Below are 26,244 nucleotides of genomic sequence, written 5' to 3'. Positions count from 1 at the left end.
TTGGCCTTGGCAATCTTCGTTCTCGCCGGCGCCGCGGCCGGCCAGGAGGGGGCGCACCCTTCGGCGGCATGCGGCCGCCCGCCTCCGGCGGCGGCACCCGCCGCCGTGACGGTCGGCGGCCGGGCCCGCGGCGTCATCGTGGTGCCACCGGCCGACTACGACCCCGGGCGGCCCCACGACCTGGTGATCGCCTTCCACGGCCGCACCACCGCGAACGTCCGGGCGCGCCGCTACTACGATCTCGAAGGCAACGCCGCACGGGCGACGATCTTCGCCTATCCCGCGGGCCGCCAGGACGCCGAGGGGCGCTACACCTGGGCGGCCGCCGCCGACCCGCCGGGTGGGCCGGGCGGCGCCGCGCTGTTCGATTCCCTGCTGCGGGCGCTCGGCGACACCTATTGCCTCGACCGCCGCCGCGTGTTCGTCGTCGGCCATTCCCTGGGCGCGTCCGTCGCCAACAGCCTCGCCTGCGCCCGCGGGGCGGCGATCCGCGCCGTCGCCACCGTCGGCGGCGGCATCACCGGCGCGACCGGATGCAGCGGTCCGGTGGCGGCCATGGTGCTGCACAACCCGCGCGACCGGCTGGTGCCGCTGTCCGAGGGGCTGCGGGTGCGCCGTTCCCTGCTGACGCAGAACGGCTTCGCCGCGGGAAGCGAGCCGGCGTCGCCGCGCCGCTTCAACTGCCGGCGCTACGGCCCGGAGGACGCGGCGGATCCGGTGCTGTGGTGCCCGCACGCCGACGACGTCACCGGCGCCGGACGCTTCTACCCGCACCAGTGGCCCGCGGGCACCGGGGCGGCCATCATGGCGTTCTTCGCCGGCCTCGCCTGAGCCCGCCGGTCAACCCGCTCCGGCCACCGCGCCGTCGCTGGCGGCGAGGAACGGCTTGTAGCGCGCGTCGACCGACTGGATGTGCTCGATCAGCCATTCCTTGAGCAGCAGGATGAGGTCGATGCGCAGCATCACGGCGTGGCTGGCGTCGAACTCGCGGCGGATCTTCTCGACCTCGTCGACGAAGTAGCGGTGGGCGGCCTTGTGCGTCTCCAGATCGGGATAGCCGGCCTGCGCCATGTACTCCTCCTCGCGGCGGAAATGGACGTCGGTGTAGTCGCGCAGATCCGCCAGGAGGGCGCTGAGATCGTCCTTGCTGCGGTTCGAGACGCCGCCGCTCAGCAGGCCGTTGAACATGTCGAGCAGGCGCTTGTGGTCGCCGTCGAGGACGTCGACGCCGACGCTCATGTTCTGGTCCCAGGCGACGTAGTCCATGGCCGCACCCCTTCGCGTGGCTCGACCGCCCGCCGGGGGGCCGGTGGTCCCGTTCGGCCGACCATCTAATGCCGGCAACCGACCCGTCACAAGCGTCGCGGCGAGCGGCAAATGCTCGCAGCCGTCGCGGCCGGCGGCCACCACGCCCCTTCCGGGCGCCCCCGCGACCCCGTATAACATCCCGGCAGCCCAATGACGCAGGCCGATGGCGAGGTGTATCCGTGGCGCAGCCGAACGACATCAGCGAGAAGAAGCGCGCGCTCGACGCCGCCCGCCCGCTGGCGCCGGACGTCGTCCACACGCTGGCGGACTGGTTCGAGCTGGAACTGACCGTCGCCGCCCACCTCGTCGAGCGGGGCCGGCTGACCCGGGCCGAGATCGCCCGCGTCCTGGAGAAGGGGCCGGTGCTGCGCAACCGCCCGCCCGACGACCAGCGGCTGGTGGCGAACCACGTCGACGCGCTGCGCATCGTCGCCCGGCTGTCCTACGAGCCGCACGGCGTCGTCACCGAACGCACCGTCGCCGCCCTCCACGCCGTGCTCTTCCAGGGCGTCGACGCGGCGGCCGGCGCCTACCGCGACGGCGCGCTGGGGGAGGGGGCCGCCTCCGCCACGCCCGACCCGGCGAAGGTCCGCGTGTCCATGTCGGCGCTCAGCGGCTGGCTGCGGCGCACCGATCCGGGGCCGGAGAGCGCCTTCGAGGCGCACGTGCGGATGATGGCGGTGCGGCCCTTCTACCAGGGCAACGCCGCGGTCGCCCTGCTGCTGACCAACCTGCTGCTCAACCGGGCCGGTTATCCGCCGGTGGTGGTGCGCGCCGAGAGCCTGGAGGCCTACCGCGACACTCTCGAACGGGCCCGCACGCTCGGCGACAAGGGGCCGTTCCGCGAGGCGATGTTCGGCCTCCTGGACGAGAGCCTCGACGTCTGCCTGGTGGCGGCGGCGCACGGCGTCGTCGACCGCGCCGTGCTCGACGACGCGGCCGGGGCCGGCCCGGACGCCTGAGCCGGCCCGCCCCTCAGGAGTCGTAGCTCATCAGCGTCGTGCACGGCACGTCGATGCGGTCGCGGCCGCCGAGGAAGCTCAGCTCGATGATGAAGGCGGCGGCGCGCACGTCGGCGCCGACCTGGCGCAGCAGGTTGATCGAGGCGGCCATCGTCCCGCCGGTCGCCAGGAGGTCGTCGAGCACCACCACCCGCTGGCCCGGCGCGATGGCGTCGGCCTGCACCTCGATGGTGTCGGTGCCGTACTCCAGATCGTAGGAATGGGTGATCTTGTCGCCGGGAAGCTTGCCGCGCTTGCGTACCATGACGAAGCCCTTGTTCAGCGCCAGCGCCAGCGGGGCGGCGAGCAGGAAGCCGCGCGATTCGATGCCCACCAGCAGGTCCGGCTGGTGCGGACGGATCGCCTCGGCCAACTGGGCGATCGCCTCCTGCCAGGCGGTCGCGTTCGCCAGCAGCGGCGAGATGTCGTAGAACAGGATACCCGGCTTGGGAAAGTCGGCGATGCCGCGGATGTGGTCGCGCAGGTCGATGGCGGCTGACGTCATGGTGGGCGATTCCGTGAGTGATCGGCCCGCAGGGGCCTGGGCATGGCCGGCGCAGTGTACGCGGCGCGTGCTTTTGGCGCAAATCGCGGTTAACACGGATGTGCCGCCGGAACGCCGGCGGCCACCGACGGTGCGGGTGGAACGGCACGGAGGACGGGGGCGCATGGCGCCGCAGCAGGCTTGGATGACGGCGGCGCCGGGGGACGGTGGCGCCTGGCTGGTGACGGCCGGCGGCCGATGGGACCTGGAGGGGGCGGCGGGGCTGACCCGCGAGCTGGACGGCGTGCGGCCGGCCGGCGCCGCCGCCGTGCGGATCGACCTGTCGGCCCTGGAGGTGCTCGATACGGTCGGCGCCCTGTTGCTGACCCGGCTCGCCGAGCGGCTGCGCGGCGCCGGCCATGCGGTGGAGCTGTCGGCGGTGCGGCCGGAACACGCGCCGCTGCTGGACGCCGTGCGCGACGCCGCCGCCGTGCCGCCGCCGGCCCAGCCGCGCCCGCGCCCGGTGCTCGACATGTTCGAGCGCACCGGGCGCGGCGCGGTGGCGCTCGGGCGCGAGGGGCTGGACCTGCTGTCCTTCTTCGGCCTCATCGCCATCACCCTCGGCCGGGTCGCGCTCCACCCCTCGCGGCTGCGGCTGCGGGCGGTGCTGGCGCACATCGAGCAGACCGGCCTCAACGCCCTGCCCATCCTCGGCCTGCTGACCTTCCTGATCGGCGTCGTGCTGGCCTTCCAGGGGGCCGACCAGCTGCAGCGCTTCGGCGCCGAGCTGTTCGTCGTCAACCTGCTGGGCATCTCGGTGCTGCGCGAGATCGGCGTGCTGATGACGGCCATCATCGTCGCCGGCCGGTCGGGCTCGGCCTTCACCGCGCAGATCGGCACCATGAAGGTCAACCAGGAGGTCGACGCCATCCGCACGCTGGGCCTCGACCCGGTGGAGCTGCTGGTGGTGCCGCGCGCCCTCGCCCTGATGATCACCCTGCCGCTGCTCGGCTTCTACGCCGACATCATGGGGCTGTTCGGCGGCGCGGTGATGAGCTACGTCGTGCTCGACATCACGTTCGCGCAGTTCCTCAAGCAGCTCCAGGGCGCGGTCGGCGTCGGCACCTTCGCCGTCGGCCTGGTCAAGGCGCCGGTGTTCGCGCTCGTGATCGCCATGATCGGCTGCTACGAGGGGCTGCAGGTGTCGGGCAGCGCCGAGAGCGTCGGCCGGCTCACCACCAAGGCGGTGGTGGAGGGCATTTTTCTGGTCATCGTGCTCGACGCGCTGTTCTCGGTCCTGTTCTCGTACCTCGGCGTCTAGGATAGGAAAGGAAGCTCATGGCGATCGGCAAGGCCCAGGTCTCGACGGCGGCGCGCGTGGCGCCGGCGGCGCCGGAGCCGGTGATCCGCGTGCGCGGCCTGGTGACGCGCTTCGGCCGGCAGGTCATCCACGACGGGCTCGACCTGGACGTGCTGCCGGGCGAGGTGCTCGGGGTGGTCGGCGGCTCGGGCACCGGCAAGTCGGTGCTGCTGAAGGAGATCGTCGGCCTGATCCGGCCGGCCGCCGGCACCATCGAGATGCTCGGCCGCGACACCGCCCACCTGTCGCCGCGCCTCGACCGCGAGCTCAAGTCCCACACCGGCGTGCTGTTCCAGGACGGCGCGCTGTTCAGCTCGCTCACCGTGGCCGAGAACGTGATGGTGCCGCTGAAGGAGCACACGCGCCTGCCGGCGGCGCTGATCGCCGAGATCGCGCGGGTCAAGATCGCCATGGTCGGCCTGCCGCCCGAGGCCGGGCCGAAGTATCCGTCGGAGCTGTCGGGCGGCATGCGCAAGCGCGCCGGCCTGGCCCGCGCGCTGGCGCTCGACCCCGACATCCTGTTCCTCGACGAGCCGACCGCCGGCCTCGACCCGATCGGCGCCGCCGCCTTCGACCGGCTCATCCGCAACCTGCAACGGAGCCTGGGCTTGACCGTCTACATGGTGACCCACGACCTCGACAGCCTCACCTCCATCTGCGACCGCATCGCCGTGCTGATCGACAAGAAGATCAAGGTGGGCACGCTGGAGGAGCTGCTGGAGGACGACCATCCCTGGATCCGCGACTACTTCCACGGGCCGCGCGGCCGCGCCGCCCGCCGTGCGGAGGCCTAGGGCCATGGAGACGCGGGCCAGCTACATCCTCGTCGGCGCCTTCGTGCTGTCGCTCATCGCCGGGCTGTTCGTGTTCACGGTGTGGATCGCCAAGGTCCAGCTCGACGAGCAGCGCGATCCCTACCTCATCTACTTCACCGGCTCGGTCACCGGCCTGCAGGAGGGCAGCCCGGTGCGCTACCGCGGCATCCCGGTCGGCACCGTCACCGACATCCGTCTCGACCCGTCCAACGTCGGCCGCGTCCTGGTCGGCATCGAGGTGCAGGAGGGGACGCCGATCAAGACCGATTCCATCGCCTCTCTGGAGGTCCAGGGGATCACCGGCGGCGCCTATGTGCAGATCACCGGCGGCACCGACCGCAGCGAGCTGCTGCGGGTGGCGGAGAGCGGCGTCCCGGTGATCCCGTCGCGGCCGTCGACCCTGGCCGAGGTGGTGGACGCCGCGCCGCAGCTGCTCAACCGCGTGCTCGCCATCGCCGAGCGCGTCAACGATCTGCTCAATCCGGCCAACCAGGAGGCGGTCGCCGCCATCGTCGCCAACACCCGCGTCGTCACCGACGGGCTCGCCGGGGCGACCCGCGACCTCGACCGCACCATGGCCGAGGCGCGCTCCGCCATGGCCGGCCTCGACCGCCTGGCGACGACGCTCAACGGCACCGTGGGCGAACTCGGGCCCGAGCTGCGGCAGACCGTGGCGCAGGCGCGCCAGACCCTGGCGACGCTCGACGGCTCGGCCCGCACCCTGACGAAGTCGCTGACCGGCACCGCCGACCAGCTCGGCGCCCTGGTCGAGGAAAACCGCGAACCGGTACGCGACTTCACGGCGACGGGGCTGTATGAGGTGACATTGCTGGTCACCCAGCTGCGCGACCTGTCGGCGCAGCTGTCGCGGCTGACCACGCGGATCGAGAACAGCCCGACGAACTTCCTGTTCGGCGGCACACGGCAAGGCGTGGAGGTGGGACGATGATCGGACGCCGGCAGACCCGCGGCACGGGCGCGACCAGGACCCTGGCGGCGGCGGCGCTCGGGGCGGCCGTCGCGGCGCTGGCGGCGTGCGCGGCGGCCCTCAACCCGACGCCGCCCAGCCTCTACACCCTGACCCCGCACGAGACCTTCGACCCCGGTCTGCCCCGCGCCGACTGGCAGCTCCTGGTGGAGATGCCGACGGCGCCGGCCGGGCTCGACACGCCGCGCATCGCCGTCGCCAAGTCGCCGACCTCGCTGGACTACTTCGCCAACGTCTCCTGGGTCGACCGGGCACCGGCCATGGTGCAGGGGCTGATCGTCGAATCGTTCGAGGAGAGCGGCAAGATCATCTCGGTCGGGCGGGACAGCCTGGGGCTGCGGGCCGACTTCACCCTGAAGACCGAGCTGCGCGACTTCCAGGCGGAGTACGCCGACGGCCGCAGCACCGGCCAGCCGCAGCGTGTGAAGGTGCGCGTCGCCGCCAAGCTGGTCGCCATGCCGCGCCGCACCATCGAGGCCGGCGAGACCTTCGAGGCGACGGCTCCGGTGCAGGGCAGCGATTTCCCCGCGGTGATCGAGGCGTTCGACGCGGCGCTGGGGCGGGTGACCGAGGATCTCGCGTCGTGGACCCTGCGCCGCGGCGTCGCCGTCCGGAGCGCCGGCACCACCTGAGCGGCCGCCCGGGCGAGGCCGGGCGGGGCCCTGGGAGCGGGAGCCTGGACGAAAGGGCAAGCCCCTACTTTTCCTGTACCAACGGTCGGCCGGCCTGGCCTATTCTGGAGCGCAGGACGGGCCGAGGTGCTGGTGATGGGCGACCAGACGACGGAAGAGCTGGCGCGGCTGCCGCGGGAGGAGCTGGAGGCGATGGCCGCCGCCGCACGGGAGGTGCGGACCTGCCAGCGGGTGCTCGCCAAGACCGGCGACACCGTGGTCGGCGAGCTGCTGCGTGGCCACGGCACGCCGTCGGAGTGGCGGCACTACCCGCCGGGCGACGTCTACGATTCCGAATACCACGCCCAGTACTATTATCACTGCCACCCCGAGGACGACCGTCCGCGCGGCGAGCACGGGCATTTCCACACCTTCCTGCGGCCCTTCGGGATGCCCGAAGGCGTGCGGCCCGCCGACCTGCCCGACGCGGCTCCGCCGGCCAGCGACAACGACGCCCTGTCCCATCTCGTCGCCATCGGCATCGATCCGCTGGGCCGGCCCGTCCGCCTCTTCACCACCAACCGCTGGGTGACCGGCGAGACCTGGTATTCCGCCGGCGACGTCGTGCGCATGCTCGACGGCTTCGTCATCGACCACGCCCGCCCGTCCTGGCCGGCCAACCGCTGGATCACCGCGCTCCTGCGCCTGTTCCGGCCGCAGATCGCCGTGCTGCTGCACGAGCGCGACGCCGCCATCCGGCGCTGGGAGGCGGCCAACCCCGACCGTTACGTCTACGAGGACCGCGCCCTGGAGGTCCCCTCGGAGCGGATGGTCTCCGTCGACGCGCAGATCGCCGCCGTCGAGGCCGCCCTGCGCGGCGGCCGTCGCCGCACCCCCCTGTTCCCGGAGCCGCCGGCATTCCATATGTGACGGGCCACAGCCGAGCGTTGCAGGACCGCGCGCCGGCATTAAGGAAGGCTCAATCCTTCCGGCACATGCTGAATTGTTAGGCTGACTCCCGCGCGGGAGGCGGTGGTTGGAAGACGGGGGCGGGACCGATGACGGAGCATCTGGGCAAGGACGACGTCGCGCGTCTGCTGACGGACCCCTCGCCGACGACCCGCGCCGATCTGGCGGCCAAGGTCGCCCGCGAGTTCGAGGCGAACACGCTGAGCAGCGACGAGCGCCGGCTGGCGGAGGACATCGTCCGCGTCATGGCGCGCGACGCCGTGGTGCGGGTGCGACAGTCGCTGGCCGAGAACCTGAAGTCGAGCCTGTCCCTGCCGCGCGACGTCGCCCTGACCCTGGCGCGCGACGTGGAGGCGGTGGCGATCCCCATCCTCAGCGTCTCGCAGGTGCTGACCGACGCCGACCTGCTGGAGGTCATCCGCGCCGGCGGCGACGCCAAGCAGACGGCGGTGGCGCAGCGGCCGGCGGTGTCGGCGAGCGTGGCCGAAGCGCTGGTCGAGACGGCCGGGGAGCGCGCGGTGGCGGCGCTGGTGGCCAACGAAGGCGCCGACCTCGGCGAGAAGACCCTCGGCCGCGTGCTCGACCGCTTCGGCGACAGCGAGGCGGTGCAGGCGCCGCTGGTCCACCGCAGCCGCCTGCCGGTCACCGTGGCGGAGCGGCTGGTCGCCGTGGTGTCGGAGAAGCTGCAGAACTATCTCGTCGCCCACCACGACCTGCCGGCCAAGACCGCCTCCGACCTGATCCTGCAGAGCCGGGAGCGCGCCACCGTCGGGCTCTTCACCGGCGAGAGCGACGAGTTGGCGCTGGAGCGCCTGGTGGCGCAGCTCGCGCGCACCGGCCGGCTGACGCCGTCGCTGATGGTGCGGGCGCTGTGCATGGGGGACGTCGCCTTCTTCGAGGCGGCGATGGCGCAGCGCGCCGGCGTGCCCCTGACCAACGCCCGCCTGCTGATCCACGACGTCGGCCCGCTGGGGCTGAAATCGATCTACGAGAAGGCGAAGATGCCGGCGGCCCTGCTGCCCGCCTGCCGCATCGCCCTCGACGTCACCAGCCAGACCCCCTACGACGGCGAGCCCGACGACATCGCCCGCCACCGCCGCCGCATCATCGAGCGCATCCTCACCCAGTACGAGGACCTCGCCAGCGACGACCTGGACTACCTGCTGGCGAAGCTCGGCGACCTCATGCGGACGGGGTGAGCGCAGGCCGCCACCGGCACGCTCCTTGCGCTGCGGTGTTGAGACGTCTATAGGCGAGATGCCGCTGCGCGAGGACCCCCATCCGTGCTTCCCGATACCATGCTGTCCGAACTGGCCGCCCTCGGCCAGGTGATCTTCATCGACCTGGTGCTGGCCGGCGACAACGCCATCGTCGTCGGCATGGCGGCGGCCGGCGTCGCCCGCGAGAAGCGGACCCGGGTGATCTTCTGGGGCATCGTCGCCGCGGTGCTGCTGCGCATCGTCTTCGCCGTCCTCACCACCCAGCTCCTCGCCATCATCGGCCTGACCTTCGCCGGCGGCGTGCTGCTGCTGTGGGTGTGCTGGAAGCTCTACCGCGAGCTGGGGGAGCAGCGCGAGGAGGCCGAGGGCGGCGAGCTGGTCGGCGGCGACGTCACCGTCGACGATCCGGTGCCGCCGGGCAGCAAGCCGATGGGGGCCGCCATCTGGCAGGTCGTGGTGGCGGACGTCTCGATGTCGCTGGACAACGTGCTGGCGGTCGCCGGCGCGGCGCGCGAGCACCTCTGGGTGCTGGTGATCGGCCTGATCCTGTCGGTCGGCCTGATGGGGGCGGCGGCCACCGTCATGGCGCGGCTGCTGAACCGCTACCACTGGATCGCCTACGTCGGTCTGGCGGTCATCGTCTACGTCGCGCTGCGCATGATCTGGGAGGGCGGCGGCGAGATCCTGGCGGCGACGGCACAGCTCTGACCGGCCGCCCGCTGGGGCGGAACCTTTGCCGCACGGCCGGTGTTGGTTGCCGCAGCGTGACAGGGAGGTTCCGGCATGGCCAATGATCGCAGCGATTACGCGTCCCCGGCGCAACGGCCGCGCAACATGGGCGAGATCGAGCAGGACATCGGCGCGATTCGCGCGCGAATGGATTCCACCCTCGACGAGCTCGAATACCGGCTGTCGCCGGGGCAGATGACCGGCTTGGTCACGCAGGCCGTGCGCGACGTCGTGCAGGGCCGCCCGACCCGGGTCGCCCGCGCCGTCCGCGCCAACCCCATTCCGGTCGCCATGATCGGCATCGGCGTGCTGTGGCTCGCCTGGGCCATCTCGCGCACGCCCGAGCACGAGGCCGGCCCGGCCGACGTCGGCGGCCCCGCGGCGTCCGACCAGCGCGTGCGCATCCTGCTCACCGGCCTGATCGGCGCCTGCGCCCAGGGGGCCGAGGGCTGCCGCGAGGCGGACGCCGCGCTCGACGACGCCCGCCTGTCGCCGCGCCTGATGGAGGTGTCGAACCAGCTGGAGCGTGCCGCCGCGGCGCTGGCCCACGAGCTGCGGATGCGCGGCGGCACGCCCGACGCCGAGGGGCCGTTGCACCCGGCCTGGCAGGACCTGTTCCAGGTCCTCGGCAGCAGCCGGTCGCGGGCGCAGGTGCTGGCCACCCTGGAGCGCGGGCTGGACGGCACGCTCGACCTGTTCCGCGACTGCCTGCACGAGGGCCTGCCGGAGGATCTCCGGGTCGTCGTCGGCGGCCAGTTCCACGACCTCGAGACGACGCGCCACCATGTCGCCAGCGTCCGGGAGGCGCTCGCCTGATGCTCGGCCTCAGCCGCCGGCATCACGACCGCTCGCCGCGGCCGGCGGCCGGGCGCGGCCGCCGCGCCGAGCGGCCGGGGGAGATCCCCCGGCGCGGCTGGAAGGACGTGCTGTGGCGGGTCTACGAGGAGCAGTCCAAGGACAATCTCGGCATGGTGGCCGGCGGTGTCGCCTACTACGCGCTGCTCGCCCTGTTCCCGGCGATCGCCGCCGCGGTCTCCATCTACGGGCTGGTCGCCGATCCGGCGACCGTGGAGACCCACGTCCAGGCCATGGCGGGCCTGCTGCCGGAAGAGGCGTTGCAGGTGGTGCGCGACCAGGCGAAGAGCGTCGCCTCGGCGTCGGGCAGCGGCCTGACCGTGGGCGCCGTCGCCGCCATCCTGTTCGCGCTGTGGAGCACCTCGCGCGGCGTCAGCTCCATGGTGACCGCCCTCAACATCGTCTACGACGAGCAGGAGGGCCGGAGCTTCCTGGGCCTGGCGCTGCTGTCCCTCGTGCTCACCGTCGCCGGCATCCTGTTCCTGTTCTTCACGCTGGCCGTGGTGGTGGTGGTGCCGGCGGTGCTGCAGATGGTGCCGTTGGGCGGGCTCGACTGGGTGGTGCGGCTGGTGCGCTGGCCGATCCTGGCGGCGGCCGTCATGCTGGCGCTGGCGGTGCTCTACCGCTACGCGCCGTGCCGGCGCGAACCGCGGTGGCGCTGGGTGACCTGGGGGTCGGCGGTGGCCACCGCGCTGTGGCTGCTGGGCTCCATCGCCTTCTCCGTCTACGTCACCAACTTCGCCAGCTACAACGAGACCTACGGTTCGGTGGGCGCGGCGGTGATCCTGCTGCTGTGGCTCAACCTGACCGCCTACGCGGTGCTCATCGGCGCCGAGCTGAACGCCGAGATGGAGCACCAGACCGCCCGCGACACCACCGAGGCGCCGAGCAAGCCGATGGGGGAGCGCGGCGCCTATGTCGCCGACACCGTCGGACGCCGCCGCGCCTGAGCCGGATCAGCGCGCGGGGGCGGCGAGGCAGGCGGCGACGACCGCGTCGCTGCGCGCCCGCCCGCCGGCATCGAGGCGGTCGGCCAGGGTGTCCTCCCAGAGGCCGGCCCGCCGCAGGTCGTCGGCGACGCAACCGCACGCGGCGATGCAGCCGGCGGCTCCGCCGCCCGTCGCCCGGCAGCTCGCCGCGCAATTCTCCAGGAACGCCTCCCCCGCGGCGCCGGCGCCCCCCGTGGCGCCGGCGGTCGCCGCCGCCAGCCACAGGGCGCCGAACAGCACCGGCTGGTGGAGGAGGTAGACCGCCAGGCTGTGCCGCCCCACCCGGGCCAGCGCGCCGACGAGCGGCCGCGGGCGCGCCGGCGCGGGGCCGCGGGGCGGCCGCAGGCGGGCCAGCGCCACCCCCAGCAGGACGACGCCGAACCACGGCACCAGGGGCACGTAGTCGTTGGAGTCCGGCGCATGGCTCATCAGCCCGATCCAGCGCAGCCACGGCGCGTCGAAGGCCGGCACCGGCCCCACCACGGCCGGCAGGGCGAGCACCGCGGCGCCGAGTGCCGCGGTGACCGGCGCCGGCAGCGGCACCGCGGCGAGGCCGAGCACGCTCGCCACCAGGATGTGGTGCAGCACGCCGAAGAAGATGGGGCTTTCCGGGAAGCCGACGTAGGACACCGCCGACACCGCGGCCGCCGCGGCCGCCAGCACGCCGAGGCGGCGCCCGTAGCGGCGGCGGTCGAGGCCGCGCGCCGTGGCCAGCACCAGGCCGTACCCGACCAGCAGCAGGAAGGCGGAGACGATCGCCGTGCGCGCCGCCAGCCACAGCGGGTCGCTGGTCAGCGCAAAGCGCGCGAAGCCGAAGAAGTCGAGGTCCCAGCAGAAATGGTAGGCGACCATGGCGGCCACGGCCAGGCCCCGCGCCGCGTCGACGGCGGCCAAACGGGGGACGGTCGGGGCGGGCGGGCGGGGCGGCGACGGGGCGGGCATGGCCGCTGTCATGCCCGATCGCCGGCCCCCTGTCCATCCGGCGTCGCCGCCCGGACGGCGGTGGCGGACCGCGAAGCCGCACCCCGCAACGCTTGCGCGGCAAGCGATTCGCGCCTTCGGGCCTTGAAGGGGGACAGGGGGTGTGCCACGTTAGTCCGGTGCCGCAGAAGGCGCTGCGCTCATCCCGAGGCGGTGCTGCCCCAGGCCCATCCCGGGCTGGCGGTCTTCCCATCAAGAGGCCCATTCGATGTTCGAAATCCCCCGTGGTGCCCTGTATCCGGTCCTGCCGCTGCGGGACATCGTGGTGTTTCCCCACATGATCGTGCCGTTGTTCGTCGGCCGCGAGAAGTCCGTGCGCGCCCTGGAAGACGTGATGAAGGACGACAAGCAGATCCTTCTCGTCACCCAGAAGAACGCCGCGCAGGACGACCCGACGCCCGCCGACATCTACGGTGTCGGCACCGTGGGCACCGTGCTGCAGCTGCTGAAGCTGCCGGACGGCACGGTCAAGGTGCTGGTCGAGGGCGGCCAGCGGGCCTCCATCGTGAAGTTCGCCGACAACGAGGACTTCTTCCAGGCCTACGGCGATCTCGTCGAGGAGAAGGCGGGCGACACCCAGGAGCTGGAGGCGCTGTCCCGCGCGGTGATCTCCCAGTTCGAGCAGTACATCAAGCTCAACAAGAAGATCCCGCCGGAAGTCCTCGTCTCCATCAATCAGATCGAGGAGGCGGGCAAGCTCGCCGACACGGTCGCCTCGCACCTGGCGCTGAAGATTCCGGAGAAGCAGCAGCTTCTGGAATGCGCGACGGTGTCGGAGCGGCTGGAGCGGGTCTACGCCTTCATGGAGGGCGAGATCGGCGTCCTCCAGGTGGAGAAGCGCATCCGCAACCGCGTCAAGCGGCAGATGGAGAAGACCCAGCGCGAGTACTATCTCAACGAGCAGCTCAAGGCCATCCAGAAGGAGCTGGGCGAGTCCGAGGACGGCCGCGACGAGGCCGCGGAGCTCGAGGAGAAGATCAACAAGACCCGCCTTTCCAAGGAGGCGCGGGAGAAGGCGCTCGCCGAGCTGAAGAAGCTGCGCTCGATGAGCCCGATGTCGGCCGAGGCGACGGTCGTGCGCAACTACCTCGATTGGATCCTCACGATCCCGTGGAAGAAGCGCACCAAGGTGAAGAAGGACCTGCGCCTGGCGCAGAAGATCCTCGACGCCGACCATTACGGCCTGGAGAAGGTCAAGGAGCGCATCCTCGAGTACCTGGCGGTGCAGAACCGCATGAACAAGGTGAAGGGGCCGATCCTCTGCCTGGTCGGGCCGCCCGGCGTCGGCAAGACGTCGCTCGGCAAGTCGATCGCGCGGGCCACGGGCCGCAACTTCGTGCGGATGTCGCTGGGCGGCGTGCGTGACGAGGCCGAGGTGCGCGGCCACCGCCGCACCTACATCGGCTCGATGCCCGGCAAGGTCATCCAGGGCATGAAGAAGGCCAAGTCGTCGAACCCGCTGTTCCTCCTGGACGAGGTGGACAAGCTGGGCGCCGACTGGCGCGGCGACCCGTCCTCGGCGCTGCTGGAGGTGCTCGACCCGGAGCAGAACGGGACCTTCAACGACCATTACCTGGAGGTCGACTACGACCTCTCCGACGTGATGTTCGTCTGCACGGCCAACACGCTGCGGCTGCCGCAGCCGCTGCTCGACCGCATGGAGGTGATCCGCGTCGCCGGCTACACCGAGGACGAGAAGGTCGAGATCGTCAAGCGGCACCTGATCGAGAAGCAGGTGAAGGCGAACGGCCTGAAGAAGGGCGAGTTCGCGATCTCCGACGACGCGCTGCGCGACCTCATCCGCTACTACACGCGCGAGGCCGGCGTGCGCAACCTGGAGCGCGAGATCGCCAACCTCTGCCGCAAGGCGGTGAAGGAGATCCTCCTGAAGCCGTCGGGGGCCGCCAAGGTGTCGATCACCCGCCGCAACCTCGACAAGTATGCCGGGGTGCGCCGGTTCCACTTCGGCGAGGCGGAATTGGAGGATCTGGTCGGCGTCACCACCGGGCTCGCCTGGACCGAGGTGGGCGGCGAACTGCTGTCGATCGAGGCGGTGACCCTGCCCGGCAAGGGGCGGGTGACCACCACCGGCAAGCTGGGCGACGTGATGAAGGAATCGGTCCAGGCGGCCGAGAGCTACGTCAAGTCGCGCGCCACCGCCTTCGGCATCAAGCCGACGCTGTTCGAGAAGCGGGACATCCACGTCCACGTTCCGGAGGGCGCCACCCCCAAGGACGGCCCCTCGGCCGGCGTGGCGATGTTCACCTCGATCGTCTCGGTGCTCACCGGCATCCCGGTGCGCAAGGACGTGGCGATGACCGGCGAGATCACCTTGCGCGGCCGGGTGCTGCCGATCGGCGGCCTCAAGGAGAAGCTGCTGGCGGCCCTGCGCGGCGGCCTGAAGCACGTGCTGATTCCCAAGGACAACGAGAAGGATCTCGCCGACATCCCCGACAACGTGAAGCGTGGCCTGGAGATCATCCCGGTGAACTCGGTCGACGAGGTGCTGCGCAACGCGCTCGTCCGGGTGCCGGAGCCGATCGAGTGGACGGAACCGGCCGACACCATCGAACCCGCCGCCAAGCCGCGCGACGGTGAGCAGGGCGGCGAGGTGTTGCGTCATTAACGGTGCGTTCGCGCGGGCATGCCCGGGCGAATCGCCTCAGACGGCAGCGGTCACCCCCGTCGGCAATTGACGGGTGGTGGCCGCTGTGCTTACATTTTCATCTCGCGAAGTCGTGAGGTGACTTTGTTTGTCGTATATTCGTTTGAACGGGAAGGGGGAATAAGTGAACAAGAATGATCTCGTGGCACACGTGGCCGATGTCGCGGGTTTGTCTAAAACAGACGCGAGCAAGGCGATCGACGCTGTGTTCGACACCATCGCCGACGCGATGAAGAAGGGGGACGAGGTGCGGCTGGTCGGGTTCGGCACGTTCGCGGTGGCGGAACGTGCGGCGTCGGAGGGACGCAACCCGCGCACCGGCGAGAAGATCACCATTCCGGCGTCGAAGCAGCCGAAGTTCAAGCCCGGCAAGAACCTCAAGGACGCCTTGAACTGATACGGCCTTTCGGGCCATATACGCACCGGCCGGCCGACAACCGGCCGGTTCGCCTTTCCGGGGTCCGCGCGGCACGTGCACCGCGCCTTCCGCAGAAGTGGCGCGGGCGATTAGCTCAGCGGTAGAGCGTCTCGTTTACACCGAGAGGGTCGGCGGTTCGAACCCGTCATCGCCCACCACCCCGTCGGCCGACGCGGACGGCGGGATTCCGGGCCGGTCGGGCCACCCCGCGACGGCGGGAGCCGGCCGTAAGAGGCCCGCGACGGGCGGGAGCCGGCCGTCAGAGGGCGTGCTTGAGCACCTGCCAGACCACCACCCACGGCGCGCCGGCCAGGACCACCCAGGTGGCGATCAGCGGCAGGCCGCGCATCTTGTCCACGACGGGGTCCTCATGCGCCGGCGCCCGCACGGGCGTCCGGACGGTGTCGCTGCGATCGACGGGAGCGGGGGCTTCGAGGGTCTGGTACATGGTCACCTGCCGGGTCGCGGAATGAAGCGAGCATGCCGCGGGCTGGTTAACATTCCTTAAAGCAACGCGCCGGCGGAGCCGGTTCATTCGGGGTATCCCGACGCGCATCCCGACCCGATTCGAGAGAGTCGGGCTGCGGCCGTCCGTCGATTCGCCCCGCCGGTGCCCGCCGCGACATCGCAGGACGCGGCGCCGCCGCCGTTCCGTGCTAGACTGGCGGCGTGCGGGACGGAAACGGGAAGCGGCGGAGGAGCGTGCCATGAACGCAGGGCCCAAGAGCGACGAGCGGCGCCTGGGGGACCGCATCCTGCATGCGCTGGAGTTGGCCCTCGACGAGGAGGACCTCGAGGTGAGCGAGCACCTCGCCCGCGCTCTCGAGGAGACGCTGACCCGGTTCGGCGGTGCCGGCCGCACCGAGCGGCGGGGCCTGCCTGCGGGCATGCTCGACGCCTTCGAGCGTCTCGACCGGCTGCGCCACCGCAGCCGGACCCCGTGACCGGAGCGGGGCGGGCTCCTGCGTTTTCATGATTGACAGGGGGGCGAGGCGGGGCTAGAAACCGCCCACCACGGCGGCGGCCGGTCCCGGCCTTCAAAACAACGGACGCACCGGACGCCGATTTTTAAAGCGTGGTCTTGCCGTCATCGGCAAATGCGCGGGTGTAGCTCAGTTGGTTAGAGCGCCGGCCTGTCACGCCGGAGGCCGCGGGTTCAAGTCCCGTCACTCGCGCCATCTTCCCTTTGCTTTTCCATCCTACGAAATTGAACGTTTTCAACGCCGTAGAAGGCCGGAAGCCTAGGCTGTTCCGGCTTTGCCGGCCGATCAAAGCGCTTTCCTTGATCGTACATCCGGCCTATATTGCGCTGCGTCTGACGGGCTAATCCAGTCTTCACCCACCGCGTGTGGCGCCTCGGCCTTCCCGGGCCGCAGCGTTGCTCGCGTTTGAGGCCCATGGGAGGAATGCGGTGTCAAATCCGCTCATCATCGAATACCTTCCGATCCTGGTGTTCCTGCTCATCGCCATCGCGCTCTCGGTGGTGATGGTGGCCGGGTCCTACATCATCGGCCCGAGCGCCCCGGATCCCGAGAAGGTCTCCCCGTACGAATGCGGCTTCGAGCCTTTCGAGGATACCCGCGCCAAGTTCGACGTGCGGTTCTACCTGGTCTCGATCCTGTTCATCATCTTCGACCTCGAGGTCGCCTTCCTGTTCCCGTGGGCGGTCGCCCTGGGCGACATCGGCATGTTCGGCTTCTGGTCGATGATCGTGTTCCTGGGCGTGCTGACCATCGGTTTCGTCTACGAGTGGAAGAAAGGAGCTCTGGAATGGGAGTAGAGGCTGCCAACCGCATGGCGCCCATTCCGCCCGGACCGGAACAGGATGCCTATCTGCGCGCCGTCACCGAGGAGGTCCAGGAGAAGGGCTTCATCCTCGCCAAGTACGAGGACGTGCTGAACTGGGCGCGCACCGGGTCGCTGTGGCCGATGACCTTCGGCCTGGCGTGCTGCGCGGTGGAGATGATCCACGCCTACATGCCGCGCTACGACCTCGACCGCTTCGGCGTCATCCCGCGCCCCAGCCCGCGCCAGTCCGACTGCATGATCGTCGCCGGCACGCTGACCAACAAGATGGCGCCGGCGCTGCGCAAGGTCTATGACCAGATGCCGGAGCCGCGCTGGGTCATCTCCATGGGCTCGTGCGCCAACGGCGGCGGCTACTATCACTACTCCTACTCGGTGGTGCGGGGCTGCGACCGGATCGTGCCGGTCGACATCTACGTGCCGGGGTGCCCGCCGACGGCCGAGGCCCTCGTCTACGGCATCCTGCAGCTCCAGAAGAAGATCCGTCGCGGCAACCGCATCGCCCGGTGACCGGCGCCGGCACCAAGGAACAATAAGGACGCAGGCTGACACCCATGTCCGAACAAGCGCTCAAGGAACTCGGGGACCACATCGCCGCCAGGCTGGGCGAGGACGTCCTCAAGGCGGAGGTGAAGCTCGGCGAGCTGATGGTGACGGTCCGCCGTCCCGCGATCGTCAAGGTGCTGACCTTCCTGCGGGATCAAACCAGCTGCAGCTTCGAGCAGCTGATGGACATCACCGCGGTCGACTATCCCGAGCGCGAGGAGCGCTTCGAGGTCGTCTACAACCTGCTCAGCCTCAAGCACAACCAGCGCATCCGCGTGAAGCTGACCACCGACGAGGACACGCCCGTCCCCTCCGTCGTGCCGGTCTACAGCGCCGCCAACTGGTTCGAGCGCGAGACCTGGGACATGCTCGGCGTCTTCTTCTCCGACCATCCGGACCTGCGCCGCATCCTCACCGACTACGGCTTCGAGGGGCATCCCTTCCGCAAGGACTTCCCGCTCACCGGCTACGTCGAGATGCGCTACGACGAGGACCAGAAGCGCTGCGTCTACGAGCCGGTGCGCCTGACCCAGGACTTCCGCACCTACGACTTCCTGAGCCCCTGGGAGGGCATGACCAACGTCATGCTGCCCGGCGACGAGAAGGCCCAGGCACCTGACACGGGGAGCAAGCCGTGACCATCGCCACGACCACCGGTGCGGCCGCCGGGCAGTCGGCCAAGACCACGATCAAGCCGTACACCATGAACTTCGGGCCGCAGCATCCGGCGGCCCACGGCGTGCTGCGCCTGGTGATGGAGCTGAACGGCGAGGTGGTGGAGCGCTGCGACCCGCACATCGGCCTGCTCCACCGCGGCACCGAGAAGCTGATCGAGTACAAGACCTACATCCAGGCCATCCCGTACTTCGACCGCCTCGACTACGTCTCGCCGATGTGCATGGAGCACGCCTTCGTGCTCGGCATCGAGAAGCTGCTGCGCATCAAGCCGCCCGAGCGCGCCCAGTACATCCGCGTGCTGTTCTCCGAGATCACCCGCATCCTCAACCACATCCTGTCGATCACCACCGGTGCGCTCGACGTCGGCGCCATCACGCCGTCGCTGTGGGGCTTCGAGGAGCGCGAGGTGCTCATGGAGTTCTACGAGCGGGTCTCCGGCGCCCGGCTGCACGCCAACTACTTCCGCCCCGGCGGCGTGGCGTGGGACCTGCCGGCCGGCCTCGCCGACGACATCTGGGAGTTCACCGAGCGCTTCCCGAAGTTCTGCGACGACGTCGACAACCTGCTGACCGAGAACCGCATCTTCAAGCAGCGCACGGTCGACATCGGCATCGTGACCAAGGAACAGGCGTTCGACTGGGGCTTCTCCGGGCCGATGCTGCGCGGCTCCGGCGTGGCGTGGGACCTGCGCAAGAGCCAGCCCTACGAGGTCTACGACCGCATGGACTTCGACGTGCCGGTCGGCCTGTCGGGCGACTGCTGGTCGCGCTATCTCTGCCGCATGGAGGAGATGCGGCAGAGCAACCGCATCATCCGCCAGTGCCTCAAGGAGATGCCGGACGGCCCGGTGCGCATCCAGGACCGCAAGGTGGCGCCGCCGCCGCGTGGCGAGATGAAGCGCTCGATGGAGGCGCTCATCCACCACTTCAAGCTCTACACCGAGGGGTTCCACGTCCCGGCGGGCGAGACCTACACGGTGATCGAGGCGCCCAAGGGCGAGTTCGGCGTCTTCCTCGTCTCGGACGGCACCAACAAGCCGTACCGCTGCCACATCAAGGCCCCCGGCTTCGCCCACCTGCAGGGCCTCGACTTCATGTCGAAGGGTCACATGCTGGCCGACGCCGTCGCCAACATCGCCTCGATGGACATCGTCTTCGGAGAGATCGACCGATGAGCGCGCCCGCTTCGGTCCCGGCCAACGAGCCGGCCACCTTCGCCTTCACCCCCGAGAACCTGGAACTGGCGAAGCGCATCATCGCCAAGTATCCGGCCGGCCGGCAGGCCAGCGCCTGCATGCCGCTGCTCGACCTGGCGCAGCGCCAGAACGCCAACTGGCTGCCGCGCGCGGCCATGGACTGCGTCGCCGACCTCCTGGAGATGCCGCGCATCCGCGTGTACGAGGTGGCGACCTTCTACACCATGTACAACAAGGCCCCCGTCGGGCGGCACTTCATCCAGGTCTGCACCACGACGCCGTGCTGGCTGCGCGGCTCCGACGACGTCGTCAAGGCGTGCGAGTCCCACCTCGGCGTCCACATGGGCGAGACCACCGACGACGGCCAGTTCACGCTCGGCGAGGTCGAGTGCTCCGGCGCCTGCGTCAACGCGCCGGTGGTGCAGATCGGCGACGACTACTACGAGGACGTCTCGCCCGAGGCCATGGGCAAGATCATCGACGCGCTGAAGCGCGGCGAGACGCCCAAGGCCGGCTCGCAGGCCGGTCGCCGCTCGTCGGAACCGGCCGGCGGCCCGACGACGCTCAAGGCCTTCTGCGGCGACCAGCCGGTCGCCCAGGGCGACGACTGAGGGAGTCCGGACGATGCTTCGCGACGAAGACCGCATCTTCACGAACCTCTACGGCTTCCAGGATTTCGGCCTGAAGGCCGCCCAGAAGCGCGGCGACTGGGACGGCACCGCCGGCCTGATCGGCAAGGGCAAGGAGTGGATCATCGAGCAGGTCAAGGAATCGGGGCTGCGCGGACGCGGCGGCGCCGGCTTCTCGACCGGCATGAAATGGTCCTTCATGCCCAAGAACGTCACGGACAAGCCGGTCTACCTCGTGGTCAACGCCGACGAGGGCGAGCCCGGCACCTGCAAGGACCGCGACATCCTGCGCCACGATCCGCACAAGCTGATCGAGGGCTGCCTGCTCGCCGGCTACGCCATCGGCGCCAGCGCCTGCTACATCTACATCCGCGGCGAGTTCTACAACGAGGGCTCCAACGTCCAGCGCGCCATCGACGAGGCGTACGCGGCGGGCTTCCTCGGCAAGAACGCCTGCGGCACCGGCTACGACTACGACATCTACATCCACCGCGGCGCCGGCGCCTACATCTGCGGCGAGGAGACGGCGCTCATCGAGTCCATCGAGGGCAAGAAGGGCCAGCCGCGCAACAAGCCGCCGTTCCCCGCCCAGGCCGGCCTCTATTCCTGCCCGACCACGGTGAACAACGTCGAGACGATCGCCGTGGTTCCCACCATCCTGCGCCGGGGCGCCGGCTGGTTCGGCGGGCTGGGGCGGCCGAAGAACTCGGGCACCAAGCTCTTCTGCATCTCCGGGCACGTCAACAGGCCGTGCAACGTCGAGGAGGAGATGGGCATCCCGCTGAAGGAGCTCATCGAACGCCACGCCGGCGGCGTGCGCGGCGGCTGGGACAACCTGCTGGCCATCATCCCCGGCGGCTCGTCGGTGCCGGTCCTGCCGAAGTCGATCTGCGACACCGTGCTGATGGACTTCGACTCCTTGCGCGAGGTGCGCTCGGGCCTCGGCACGGCGGCCGTCATCGTCATGGACAAGTCCACCGACATCGTCAAGGCGATCGCCCGGCTGTCGCAGTTCTACGCCCACGAGAGCTGCGGCCAGTGCACGCCCTGCCGCGAGGGCACGGGCTGGCTGAACCGGGTCATGCAGCGCATGGTCCGCGGCAACGCCCGGGTGGAGGAGATCGACATGCTCCTCGACGTCACCAAGCAGATCGAGGGTCACACCATCTGCGCGCTGGGCGATGCCGCGGCGTGGCCGGTGCAGGGGCTGATCCGGCACTTCCGGCCGGAGATGGAGCGCCGCATCCTCGAGTACCGCAACGCCGCCCACCGCGTCGCCGCCGAGTAAGGAGCCCGAGGTCTCATGCCGAAACTCACCATCGACGGGATCGAGATCGAAGTCGAGCCGGGCACCTCGGTGCTCCAGGCCTGCGAGCAGCTCGGCATCGAAATCCCGCGCTTCTGCTATCACGAGCGCCTCTCGGTGCCGGCCAACTGCCGGATGTGCCTGGTCGAGATGGAGCGCGCACCCAAGCCCGTGGCCTCCTGCGCCATGCCCTGTGCCGACGGCATGGTCATCAAGACCGACACCGAGCTGGTCCACAAGGCCCGCAAGGGCGTCATGGAGTTCCTGCTGGTCAACCATCCGCTCGACTGCCCGATCTGCGACCAGGGCGGCGAATGCGACCTGCAGGACCAGGCCATGGCCTACGGCATGGACCACGGCCGCTTCGCCGAGAACAAGCGGGCGGTCAAGGACAAGTACATGGGTCCGCTGATCAAGACGATCATGACCCGCTGCATCCACTGCACCCGCTGCATCCGCTTCGTCAACGAGATCGCCGGCGTCCCCGACATCGGCGCGGTCAATCGCGGCGAGCACATGGAGATCACCACCTTCGTCGAGAAGGCGGTGGCGTCGGAGCTGTCGGGCAACCTCGCCGACGTCTGTCCGGTGGGCGCGCTGACCTCCAAGCCCTACGCCTACACCTCGCGCCCGTGGGAGCTGCGCAAGACCGAGACCGTCGACGTGATGGACGCGGTCGGCTCCAACATCCGCGTCGACACGCGCGGTCCCGAGGTGATGCGCGTGCTGCCGCGCCTCAACGAGGACATCAACGAGGAGTGGCTGGCCGACAAGAGCCGCTACCACTACGACGGGCTGAAGCGTCAGCGCCTCGACCGTCCCTACGTGCGCAAGGGCGGCCGCCTGCATCCGGCGACCTGGGCCGAGGCCTTCGAGGCGATCGCCGCGCGCCTGCAGGGCGTGCCGGGGTCGAAGATCGCCGCCATCGCCGGCGACACGGTCGACGTCGAGGCGATGCTGGCGCTCAAGGACACCATGACGGCGCTGGGGTCGGCCAACATCGACTGCCGCCAGGACGGCGCCCGCTTCGACGCCTCGGCGCGGTCCGGCTACCTCTTCAACACGGGCATCGCCGGCATCGAGCGGGCCGACGTCATCCTGCTGATCGGCACCTACCCGCGCTGGGAAGGCGCCCTGGTCAACGCCCGCATCCGCAAGCGCTACCTGATGGGCGGCCTCAAGGTGGCGGTGATCGGCGAGCAGCGCGACCTCACCTACCCCCACCTCCACCTCGGCACCGGCCCGCAGGCGCTGCAGGATCTGGTCGACGGCAAGGGCGACTTCGCCGAGGTGCTGAAGGGCGCCAAGAACCCGATGCTGATCCTCGGCATGGGCGCCTTCCGGCGGGCCGACGGTCCGGCCGTCCAGGCCGCGGCGCGGGCGCTCGCCGAGGGCTGCGGCATGATCCGCGAGGACTGGAACGGCTACAACGTGCTGCACACCGCGGCGGCGCGGGTCGGCGGCCTCGACATCGGCTTCCTGCCGGGCGAGGGCGGACGCGACCTGGAGGGCATCCTCGACGGCGCCGGCAGGGGCGAGATCGAGGTGGTCTATCTGCTGGGCGCCGACGAGATCGACACGGGCCGGCTCGGCTCCGCCTTCGTCATCTACCAGGGGCATCACGGCGACGCCGGTGCGGCGCGCGCCGACGTGGTCCTGCCGGGCGCCGCCTACACCGAGAAGAACGGCACCTACGTCAACACCGAGGGGCGGCCGCAGCTCGCCCGCCTCGCCACCTTCCCGCTGGGCGAGGCGCGCGAGGACTGGAAGATCCTGCGCGCCCTGTCGGAGCGGCTCGGCCACACCTTGCCCTACGACAGCCTGGGCCAGCTGCGGGCGCGCATGGCGGCGGTCAACCCGATCTTCGCCACGACGGGCGCCGTCACGCCGGCCACCTGGCTGCCGTTCGGCACCGCCGGCGCGCTCGACGCCGCGCCCTTCGTGTCGCCGATCGCCAACTACTACATGACGGATCCGATCAGCCGGGCCTCGGTGACGATGGCCCGCTGCACCGAGACGTTCCTCGGAACCGCCCAGGAGAGGACGGGTACCCATGGCTGAGTTCTGGAGCGGCTTCCTGCTGCCGCTGATCATCATCGTCCTCCAGATCCTGGCGATCGTCGTTCCGCTCCTGGTGGCGGTGGCGTACCTCACCTACGCCGAGCGCAAGATCATGAGCGCCATGCAGCTGCGCCAGGGCCCGAACATGGTCGGGCCGTTCGGCCTGCTGCAGCCCTTCGCCGACGGCCTCAAGCTGTTCGCCAAGGAGCAGATCCTGCCGGCCGGCGCCAACCGCGTCGTCTTCTACATGGCGCCGATGCTGACCTTCTTCCTCAGCCTCGTCGCCTGGGCGGTGATCCCCTTCGACTACGGCCTGGTGCTGGCCGACATCAACGTCGGCATCCTGTACCTGTTCGCCATCTCGTCGATGGGCGTCTACGGCATCGTCATGGCGGGCTGGGGCTCGAACTCGCGCTACGCCTTCCTCGGCGCCCTGCGCTCGGCGGCGCAGATGGTGTCCTACGAAGTCTCGATGGGCTTCGTGATCATCTCGGTGCTGCTGTGCGTCGGCTCGCTCAACCTGACGGACATTGTGCGGGCGCAGGAGACGGTGTGGTTCTTCATCCCGCTGTTCCCGATGTTCATCGTCTTCTTCATCTCGATCCTGGCCGAGACCAACCGTTCGCCCTTCGACCTGCCGGAAGGCGAGTCGGAGCTGGTCGCCGGCTTCATGGTCGAGTACAGCGCCATGCCCTTCGCCCTCTTCTTCCTCGGCGAATACGCCAACATGATCCTGATGAGCGGGATGACCACCATCCTGTTCCTCGGCGGCTGGCTGCCGCCGCTGGACATCGCCCCGCTCAACTGGATCCCCGGTCCGATCTGGCTGGCCCTGAAGATCGCGCTCTGCCTGTTCGTGTTCATCTGGGTCCGCGCCACCATGCCGCGCTACCGCTACGACCAGCTGATGCGGCTGGGCTGGAAGGTCTTCCTGCCGTTCTCGCTGTTCTGGGTCGTGCTGACGGCGGGCGTGCTGGTGGCCTTCGACTGGCTGCCGCGCTGAACGGACACCACGGACCCGCCTCGGCGGGCGACAAGGACAAGGATCGCGGGCGCTTCCGGTCGGGCGCCCGCGGCAACAAGGAGAAGAAGCGGCCATGGCATTCCTCGATCGCACGGCGCGCAGCCTGTTCCTCAGCGAGCTCGTGACCGGTCTCGGCCTCACCTTCCGCTACATGTTCAAGCCGAAGGCGACGCTGAACTATCCGCACGAGAAGGGGCCGATCAGCCCGCGCTTCCGCGGCGAGCACGCGCTGCGCCGCTATCCCAACGGCGAGGAGCGGTGCATCGCCTGCAAGCTCTGCGAAGCGGTGTGCCCGGCGCTCGCCATCACCATCGAGGCCGAACCGCGCGAGGACGGCAGCCGCCGCACGACGCGCTACGACATCGACATGACGAAGTGCATCTACTGCGGCTTCTGCCAGGAAGCCTGCCCGGTGGACGCCATCGTCGAGGGGCCGAACTTCGAGTTCTCCACGGAGACCCGTGAGGAGCTGTTCTACAACAAGCAGAAGCTGCTGGCGAACGGCGACCGCTGGGAGGCGGAGATCGCCACCAACCTTGCGGCCGAAGCGCCCTACCGCTAAGAACCCCCCGGGCGAAGGGGGCGGGGTCCGGCGCCGGTGCGGCGGACCCGCTCCCGGTCGAACGCCCGGACCGGACGGATACACCCTCGACCGCGGAGGCGGGGACTTAAGATGATTGTGCAAACCCTGGCGTTTTACGTGTTCTCCGCCATCCTGGTGGCCTCCGGCGTGATGGTCATCTCCGCGCGGAACCCGGTGCACTCGGTCCTGTACCTGATCCTGGCATTCTTCCAGGCCGCCGGCCTGTGCGTGCTGCTCGGGGCCGAGTTCCTGGCGATGATCCTGGTCATCGTCTACGTCGGCGCCGTCGCGGTGCTGTTCCTCTTCGTCGTCATGATGCTCGACATCAACTTCCAGGAGCTGCGCAGCGGCTTCCTGACCTACCTGCCGATCGGCGGGCTGGTCGGGCTGATCCTGCTGGTCGAGCTGGCGGTGGTCCTGGGCGCCTGGGTGGTCGCACCCGAGGCCGCCGGACTGGCCGCAGCCCCCGCGCCGGCGGTCGACCAGGTGACCAACACGCACGCGCTCGGCCTGCTCGTCTACACCCACTACGTCTACCTGTTCCAGGCGGCCGGCCTGGTCCTGCTGATCGCCATGGTCGGCGCCATCGTGCTGACGCTGCGCCAGCGCGAGGGCGTGCGCAAACAGAACGTCGGGCGCCAGCTCGCCCGCCGCCGCGAAGAGGCCGTGGCGATCCGCAAGGTGCCGACCGGGGGAGGAATCTGACAATGGAAATCGGGCTCGGCCATTACCTGACGGTCGCCGCGATCGTGTTCACCCTCGGCGTCTTCGGCATCTTCCTGAACCGTAAGAACGTCATCGTCATCCTGATGTCGATCGAGATGATCCTGCTGGCGGTGAACCTCAACCTCATCGCCTTCTCGGTGTTCCTGAACGACCTGGTCGGCCAGGTCTTCTCGCTGATCATCCTCACCGTGGCGGCCGCCGAGGCGGCCATCGGCCTGGCGATCCTGGTGGTCTATTTCCGCAACCGCGGCTCCATCCGAGTCGAAGACATCAACCTGATGAGGGGCTGAGCCGCGC

General features: G+C 70.1%; 29 protein-coding genes and 2 tRNA genes. 27 read left to right on the top strand and 4 right to left on the bottom strand.

Translation table 11 applies throughout. The features are described 5' to 3' along the window. Positions 1–6: 6 nt before the first annotated feature. A complete protein-coding gene (locus ACSBPG_RS12055; protein ID WP_435537403.1) occupies positions 7–831 on the top strand; it encodes an alpha/beta hydrolase family esterase in 825 nt (274 codons plus the stop codon). 9 nt (positions 832–840) lie between these two features. Here ACSBPG_RS12055 and ACSBPG_RS12050 read toward each other — a convergent pair whose 3' ends face one another. Next, positions 841–1,266 carry a bacteriohemerythrin gene (locus ACSBPG_RS12050; RefSeq protein ID WP_435537402.1) on the bottom strand — a complete coding sequence of 142 codons (426 nt, stop codon included), beginning with the start codon at positions 1,264–1,266 and terminating at the stop codon, positions 841–843. A 221-nt stretch (positions 1,267–1,487) separates the two neighbouring features. On the opposite strand from ACSBPG_RS12050, the gene ACSBPG_RS12045 reads away from it, so the two are divergent. Next, the gene (locus tag ACSBPG_RS12045) at positions 1,488–2,270 is read left to right on the top strand and encodes a Fic family protein (protein WP_435537401.1); all 783 of its coding nucleotides are present in this window, start codon (positions 1,488–1,490) and stop codon (positions 2,268–2,270) included. A 13-nt stretch (positions 2,271–2,283) separates the two neighbouring features. Here the strand turns inward: ACSBPG_RS12045 and ACSBPG_RS12040 are convergent, their stop codons facing one another. Beyond that, positions 2,284–2,799 (bottom strand): adenine phosphoribosyltransferase, encoded by a 516-nt coding sequence (locus ACSBPG_RS12040; protein WP_435537452.1) that lies wholly within the window; start codon positions 2,797–2,799, stop codon positions 2,284–2,286. Between the two features lie 178 nt (positions 2,800–2,977). Here ACSBPG_RS12040 and ACSBPG_RS12035 point away from each other — a divergent pair, with 178 nt between their 5' ends. The 9 genes from ACSBPG_RS12035 (at position 2,978) to ACSBPG_RS11995 (ending at position 11,290) form a co-directional block, all read left to right on the top strand. Then, positions 2,978–4,114: an MlaE family lipid ABC transporter permease subunit gene (locus ACSBPG_RS12035; protein ID WP_435537400.1), complete on the top strand. Its 1,137-nt coding sequence runs from the start codon at positions 2,978–2,980 to the stop codon at positions 4,112–4,114. Positions 4,115–4,131: 17 nt separating this feature from the next. After that, positions 4,132–4,947 carry an ABC transporter ATP-binding protein gene (locus ACSBPG_RS12030; protein ID WP_435537399.1) on the top strand — a complete coding sequence of 272 codons (816 nt, stop codon included), beginning with the start codon at positions 4,132–4,134 and terminating at the stop codon, positions 4,945–4,947. A 4-nt stretch (positions 4,948–4,951) separates the two neighbouring features. Next, positions 4,952–5,917, top strand: a complete 966-nt coding sequence (locus ACSBPG_RS12025; protein WP_435537398.1) for an MlaD family protein — start codon at positions 4,952–4,954, stop codon at positions 5,915–5,917. Further along, positions 5,914–6,588 (top strand): ABC-type transport auxiliary lipoprotein family protein, encoded by a 675-nt coding sequence (locus tag ACSBPG_RS12020; protein WP_435537397.1) that lies wholly within the window; start codon positions 5,914–5,916, stop codon positions 6,586–6,588. The genes ACSBPG_RS12025 and ACSBPG_RS12020 overlap by 4 nt, the downstream gene beginning before the upstream one ends. 135 nt (positions 6,589–6,723) lie before the next feature. After that, on the top strand, positions 6,724–7,497 hold the full coding sequence (locus tag ACSBPG_RS12015) for a DUF6969 family protein (RefSeq protein WP_435537396.1): 774 nt from the start codon (positions 6,724–6,726) through the stop codon (positions 7,495–7,497). 128 nt (positions 7,498–7,625) lie between these two features. Next, the gene (locus tag ACSBPG_RS12010) at positions 7,626–8,735 is read left to right on the top strand and encodes a DUF2336 domain-containing protein (protein WP_435537395.1); all 1,110 of its coding nucleotides are present in this window, start codon (positions 7,626–7,628) and stop codon (positions 8,733–8,735) included. A gap of 99 nt (positions 8,736–8,834) precedes the next feature. Then, entirely contained in the window at positions 8,835–9,464 is a 630-nt protein-coding gene (locus tag ACSBPG_RS12005; RefSeq protein ID WP_435537451.1) for a TerC family protein, read from the top strand. 75 nt (positions 9,465–9,539) lie between these two features. Then, positions 9,540–10,301 carry a DUF3618 domain-containing protein gene (locus ACSBPG_RS12000; protein WP_435537394.1) on the top strand — a complete coding sequence of 254 codons (762 nt, stop codon included), beginning with the start codon at positions 9,540–9,542 and terminating at the stop codon, positions 10,299–10,301. Next, positions 10,301–11,290, top strand: coding sequence for a YihY/virulence factor BrkB family protein (locus tag ACSBPG_RS11995; RefSeq protein ID WP_435537393.1), 990 nt, complete (start codon positions 10,301–10,303; stop codon positions 11,288–11,290). The genes ACSBPG_RS12000 and ACSBPG_RS11995 overlap by 1 nt, the downstream gene beginning before the upstream one ends. Before the next feature lie 6 nt (positions 11,291–11,296). Here ACSBPG_RS11995 and ACSBPG_RS11990 read toward each other — a convergent pair whose 3' ends face one another. Beyond that, positions 11,297–12,271, bottom strand: a complete 975-nt coding sequence (locus ACSBPG_RS11990) for a heparan-alpha-glucosaminide N-acetyltransferase (protein ID WP_435537392.1) — start codon at positions 12,269–12,271, stop codon at positions 11,297–11,299. Between the two features lie 247 nt (positions 12,272–12,518). Between ACSBPG_RS11990 and lon the strand changes: the two genes are divergently transcribed. The 3 genes from lon to ACSBPG_RS11975 all read left to right on the top strand — a co-directional run bounded on the left by lon (position 12,519) and on the right by ACSBPG_RS11975 (position 15,551). Next, positions 12,519–14,936: an endopeptidase La gene (lon, locus tag ACSBPG_RS11985; protein WP_435537391.1), complete on the top strand. Its 2,418-nt coding sequence runs from the start codon at positions 12,519–12,521 to the stop codon at positions 14,934–14,936. Between the two features lie 163 nt (positions 14,937–15,099). After that, positions 15,100–15,372: an HU family DNA-binding protein gene (locus ACSBPG_RS11980; RefSeq protein WP_435537390.1), complete on the top strand. Its 273-nt coding sequence runs from the start codon at positions 15,100–15,102 to the stop codon at positions 15,370–15,372. 104 nt (positions 15,373–15,476) lie between these two features. Beyond that, positions 15,477–15,551: transfer RNA gene (locus ACSBPG_RS11975), tRNA-Val, on the top strand. Between the two features lie 101 nt (positions 15,552–15,652). On the opposite strand, the gene ACSBPG_RS11970 is transcribed toward ACSBPG_RS11975, so the two are convergent. Then, on the bottom strand, positions 15,653–15,841 hold the full coding sequence (locus ACSBPG_RS11970) for a hypothetical protein (RefSeq protein WP_435537389.1): 189 nt from the start codon (positions 15,839–15,841) through the stop codon (positions 15,653–15,655). A gap of 259 nt (positions 15,842–16,100) precedes the next feature. Here ACSBPG_RS11970 and ACSBPG_RS11965 point away from each other — a divergent pair, with 259 nt between their 5' ends. The 13 genes from ACSBPG_RS11965 to nuoK all read left to right on the top strand — a co-directional run bounded on the left by ACSBPG_RS11965 (position 16,101) and on the right by nuoK (position 26,237). Further along, positions 16,101–16,337 (top strand): hypothetical protein, encoded by a 237-nt coding sequence (locus ACSBPG_RS11965; RefSeq protein WP_435537388.1) that lies wholly within the window; start codon positions 16,101–16,103, stop codon positions 16,335–16,337. A gap of 157 nt (positions 16,338–16,494) precedes the next feature. Further along, positions 16,495–16,571: transfer RNA gene (locus tag ACSBPG_RS11960), tRNA-Asp, on the top strand. A 233-nt stretch (positions 16,572–16,804) separates the two neighbouring features. Continuing rightward, positions 16,805–17,173: an NADH-quinone oxidoreductase subunit A gene (locus ACSBPG_RS11955; RefSeq protein ID WP_435537387.1), complete on the top strand. Its 369-nt coding sequence runs from the start codon at positions 16,805–16,807 to the stop codon at positions 17,171–17,173. Then, a complete protein-coding gene (locus ACSBPG_RS11950; protein WP_435537386.1) occupies positions 17,164–17,709 on the top strand; it encodes a NuoB/complex I 20 kDa subunit family protein in 546 nt (181 codons plus the stop codon). Before ACSBPG_RS11955 ends, ACSBPG_RS11950 begins: the two co-directional genes overlap by 10 nt. 44 nt (positions 17,710–17,753) lie before the next feature. Further along, a complete protein-coding gene (locus tag ACSBPG_RS11945) occupies positions 17,754–18,383 on the top strand; it encodes an NADH-quinone oxidoreductase subunit C (RefSeq protein WP_435537385.1) in 630 nt (209 codons plus the stop codon). Between the two features lie 65 nt (positions 18,384–18,448). Further along, positions 18,449–19,597, top strand: a complete 1,149-nt coding sequence (locus ACSBPG_RS11940) for an NADH-quinone oxidoreductase subunit D (RefSeq protein WP_435537450.1) — start codon at positions 18,449–18,451, stop codon at positions 19,595–19,597. Then, positions 19,594–20,229 (top strand): NADH-quinone oxidoreductase subunit NuoE, encoded by a 636-nt coding sequence (gene nuoE, locus ACSBPG_RS11935; RefSeq protein ID WP_435537384.1) that lies wholly within the window; start codon positions 19,594–19,596, stop codon positions 20,227–20,229. Before ACSBPG_RS11940 ends, nuoE begins: the two co-directional genes overlap by 4 nt. 13 nt (positions 20,230–20,242) lie before the next feature. Further along, on the top strand, positions 20,243–21,535 hold the full coding sequence (gene nuoF, locus ACSBPG_RS11930; protein WP_435537383.1) for an NADH-quinone oxidoreductase subunit NuoF: 1,293 nt from the start codon (positions 20,243–20,245) through the stop codon (positions 21,533–21,535). Between the two features lie 15 nt (positions 21,536–21,550). Further along, complete coding sequence (nuoG, locus tag ACSBPG_RS11925) at positions 21,551–23,614, top strand: NADH-quinone oxidoreductase subunit NuoG (RefSeq protein ID WP_435537382.1); 2,064 nt, start codon at positions 21,551–21,553, stop codon at positions 23,612–23,614. Further along, the gene (gene nuoH / locus ACSBPG_RS11920) at positions 23,607–24,617 is read left to right on the top strand and encodes an NADH-quinone oxidoreductase subunit NuoH (RefSeq protein WP_435537381.1); all 1,011 of its coding nucleotides are present in this window, start codon (positions 23,607–23,609) and stop codon (positions 24,615–24,617) included. The genes nuoG and nuoH overlap by 8 nt, the downstream gene beginning before the upstream one ends. 94 nt (positions 24,618–24,711) lie before the next feature. Continuing rightward, positions 24,712–25,200, top strand: coding sequence for an NADH-quinone oxidoreductase subunit NuoI (nuoI, locus tag ACSBPG_RS11915; protein WP_435537380.1), 489 nt, complete (start codon positions 24,712–24,714; stop codon positions 25,198–25,200). A gap of 111 nt (positions 25,201–25,311) precedes the next feature. After that, positions 25,312–25,926, top strand: a complete 615-nt coding sequence (locus ACSBPG_RS11910; RefSeq protein WP_435537379.1) for an NADH-quinone oxidoreductase subunit J — start codon at positions 25,312–25,314, stop codon at positions 25,924–25,926. Between the two features lie 2 nt (positions 25,927–25,928). Then, complete coding sequence (nuoK, locus tag ACSBPG_RS11905) at positions 25,929–26,237, top strand: NADH-quinone oxidoreductase subunit NuoK (RefSeq protein ID WP_435537378.1); 309 nt, start codon at positions 25,929–25,931, stop codon at positions 26,235–26,237. The last annotated feature ends 7 nt before the right edge of the window (positions 26,238–26,244 follow it).

Origin of the sequence: Azospirillum sp. ST 5-10 (assembly GCF_051225715.1) — a bacterium.
GTDB lineage: Bacteria > Pseudomonadota > Alphaproteobacteria > Azospirillales > Azospirillaceae > Azospirillum.
Note: the sequence above shows the minus strand (reverse complement) of the source record. Positions and strands in the feature narration are given on the sequence as shown.

What these genes read in the sequence shown, in the direction of transcription:
- ACSBPG_RS11970 (WP_435537389.1), bottom strand. Translation starts at nt 15,841, where the DNA reads ATGTACCAGACCCTCGAAGCCCCCGCTCCCGTCGATCGCAGCGACACC.
- nuoG (WP_435537382.1), top strand. Translation starts at nt 21,551, where the DNA reads ATGCCGAAACTCACCATCGACGGGATCGAGATCGAAGTCGAGCCGGGC.
- ACSBPG_RS11940 (WP_435537450.1), top strand. Translation starts at nt 18,449, where the DNA reads ATGAACTTCGGGCCGCAGCATCCGGCGGCCCACGGCGTGCTGCGCCTG.
- lon (WP_435537391.1), top strand. Translation starts at nt 12,519, where the DNA reads ATGTTCGAAATCCCCCGTGGTGCCCTGTATCCGGTCCTGCCGCTGCGG.
- ACSBPG_RS12025 (WP_435537398.1), top strand. Translation starts at nt 4,952, where the DNA reads ATGGAGACGCGGGCCAGCTACATCCTCGTCGGCGCCTTCGTGCTGTCG.
- ACSBPG_RS12015 (WP_435537396.1), top strand. Translation starts at nt 6,724, where the DNA reads ATGGGCGACCAGACGACGGAAGAGCTGGCGCGGCTGCCGCGGGAGGAG.
- nuoE (WP_435537384.1), top strand. Translation starts at nt 19,594, where the DNA reads ATGAGCGCGCCCGCTTCGGTCCCGGCCAACGAGCCGGCCACCTTCGCC.
- nuoK (WP_435537378.1), top strand. Translation starts at nt 25,929, where the DNA reads ATGGAAATCGGGCTCGGCCATTACCTGACGGTCGCCGCGATCGTGTTC.
- ACSBPG_RS11945 (WP_435537385.1), top strand. Translation starts at nt 17,754, where the DNA reads ATGTCCGAACAAGCGCTCAAGGAACTCGGGGACCACATCGCCGCCAGG.
- ACSBPG_RS11965 (WP_435537388.1), top strand. Translation starts at nt 16,101, where the DNA reads ATGAACGCAGGGCCCAAGAGCGACGAGCGGCGCCTGGGGGACCGCATC.
- ACSBPG_RS12050 (WP_435537402.1), bottom strand. Translation starts at nt 1,266, where the DNA reads ATGGACTACGTCGCCTGGGACCAGAACATGAGCGTCGGCGTCGACGTC.
- nuoF (WP_435537383.1), top strand. Translation starts at nt 20,243, where the DNA reads ATGCTTCGCGACGAAGACCGCATCTTCACGAACCTCTACGGCTTCCAG.
- ACSBPG_RS11950 (WP_435537386.1), top strand. Translation starts at nt 17,164, where the DNA reads ATGGGAGTAGAGGCTGCCAACCGCATGGCGCCCATTCCGCCCGGACCG.
- nuoI (WP_435537380.1), top strand. Translation starts at nt 24,712, where the DNA reads ATGGCATTCCTCGATCGCACGGCGCGCAGCCTGTTCCTCAGCGAGCTC.
- ACSBPG_RS11995 (WP_435537393.1), top strand. Translation starts at nt 10,301, where the DNA reads ATGCTCGGCCTCAGCCGCCGGCATCACGACCGCTCGCCGCGGCCGGCG.
- ACSBPG_RS12010 (WP_435537395.1), top strand. Translation starts at nt 7,626, where the DNA reads ATGACGGAGCATCTGGGCAAGGACGACGTCGCGCGTCTGCTGACGGAC.
- ACSBPG_RS12020 (WP_435537397.1), top strand. Translation starts at nt 5,914, where the DNA reads ATGATCGGACGCCGGCAGACCCGCGGCACGGGCGCGACCAGGACCCTG.
- nuoH (WP_435537381.1), top strand. Translation starts at nt 23,607, where the DNA reads ATGGCTGAGTTCTGGAGCGGCTTCCTGCTGCCGCTGATCATCATCGTC.
- ACSBPG_RS12005 (WP_435537451.1), top strand. Translation starts at nt 8,835, where the DNA reads ATGCTGTCCGAACTGGCCGCCCTCGGCCAGGTGATCTTCATCGACCTG.
- ACSBPG_RS12035 (WP_435537400.1), top strand. Translation starts at nt 2,978, where the DNA reads ATGGCGCCGCAGCAGGCTTGGATGACGGCGGCGCCGGGGGACGGTGGC.
- ACSBPG_RS11990 (WP_435537392.1), bottom strand. Translation starts at nt 12,271, where the DNA reads ATGCCCGCCCCGTCGCCGCCCCGCCCGCCCGCCCCGACCGTCCCCCGT.
- ACSBPG_RS12000 (WP_435537394.1), top strand. Translation starts at nt 9,540, where the DNA reads ATGGCCAATGATCGCAGCGATTACGCGTCCCCGGCGCAACGGCCGCGC.
- ACSBPG_RS12030 (WP_435537399.1), top strand. Translation starts at nt 4,132, where the DNA reads ATGGCGATCGGCAAGGCCCAGGTCTCGACGGCGGCGCGCGTGGCGCCG.
- ACSBPG_RS11910 (WP_435537379.1), top strand. Translation starts at nt 25,312, where the DNA reads ATGATTGTGCAAACCCTGGCGTTTTACGTGTTCTCCGCCATCCTGGTG.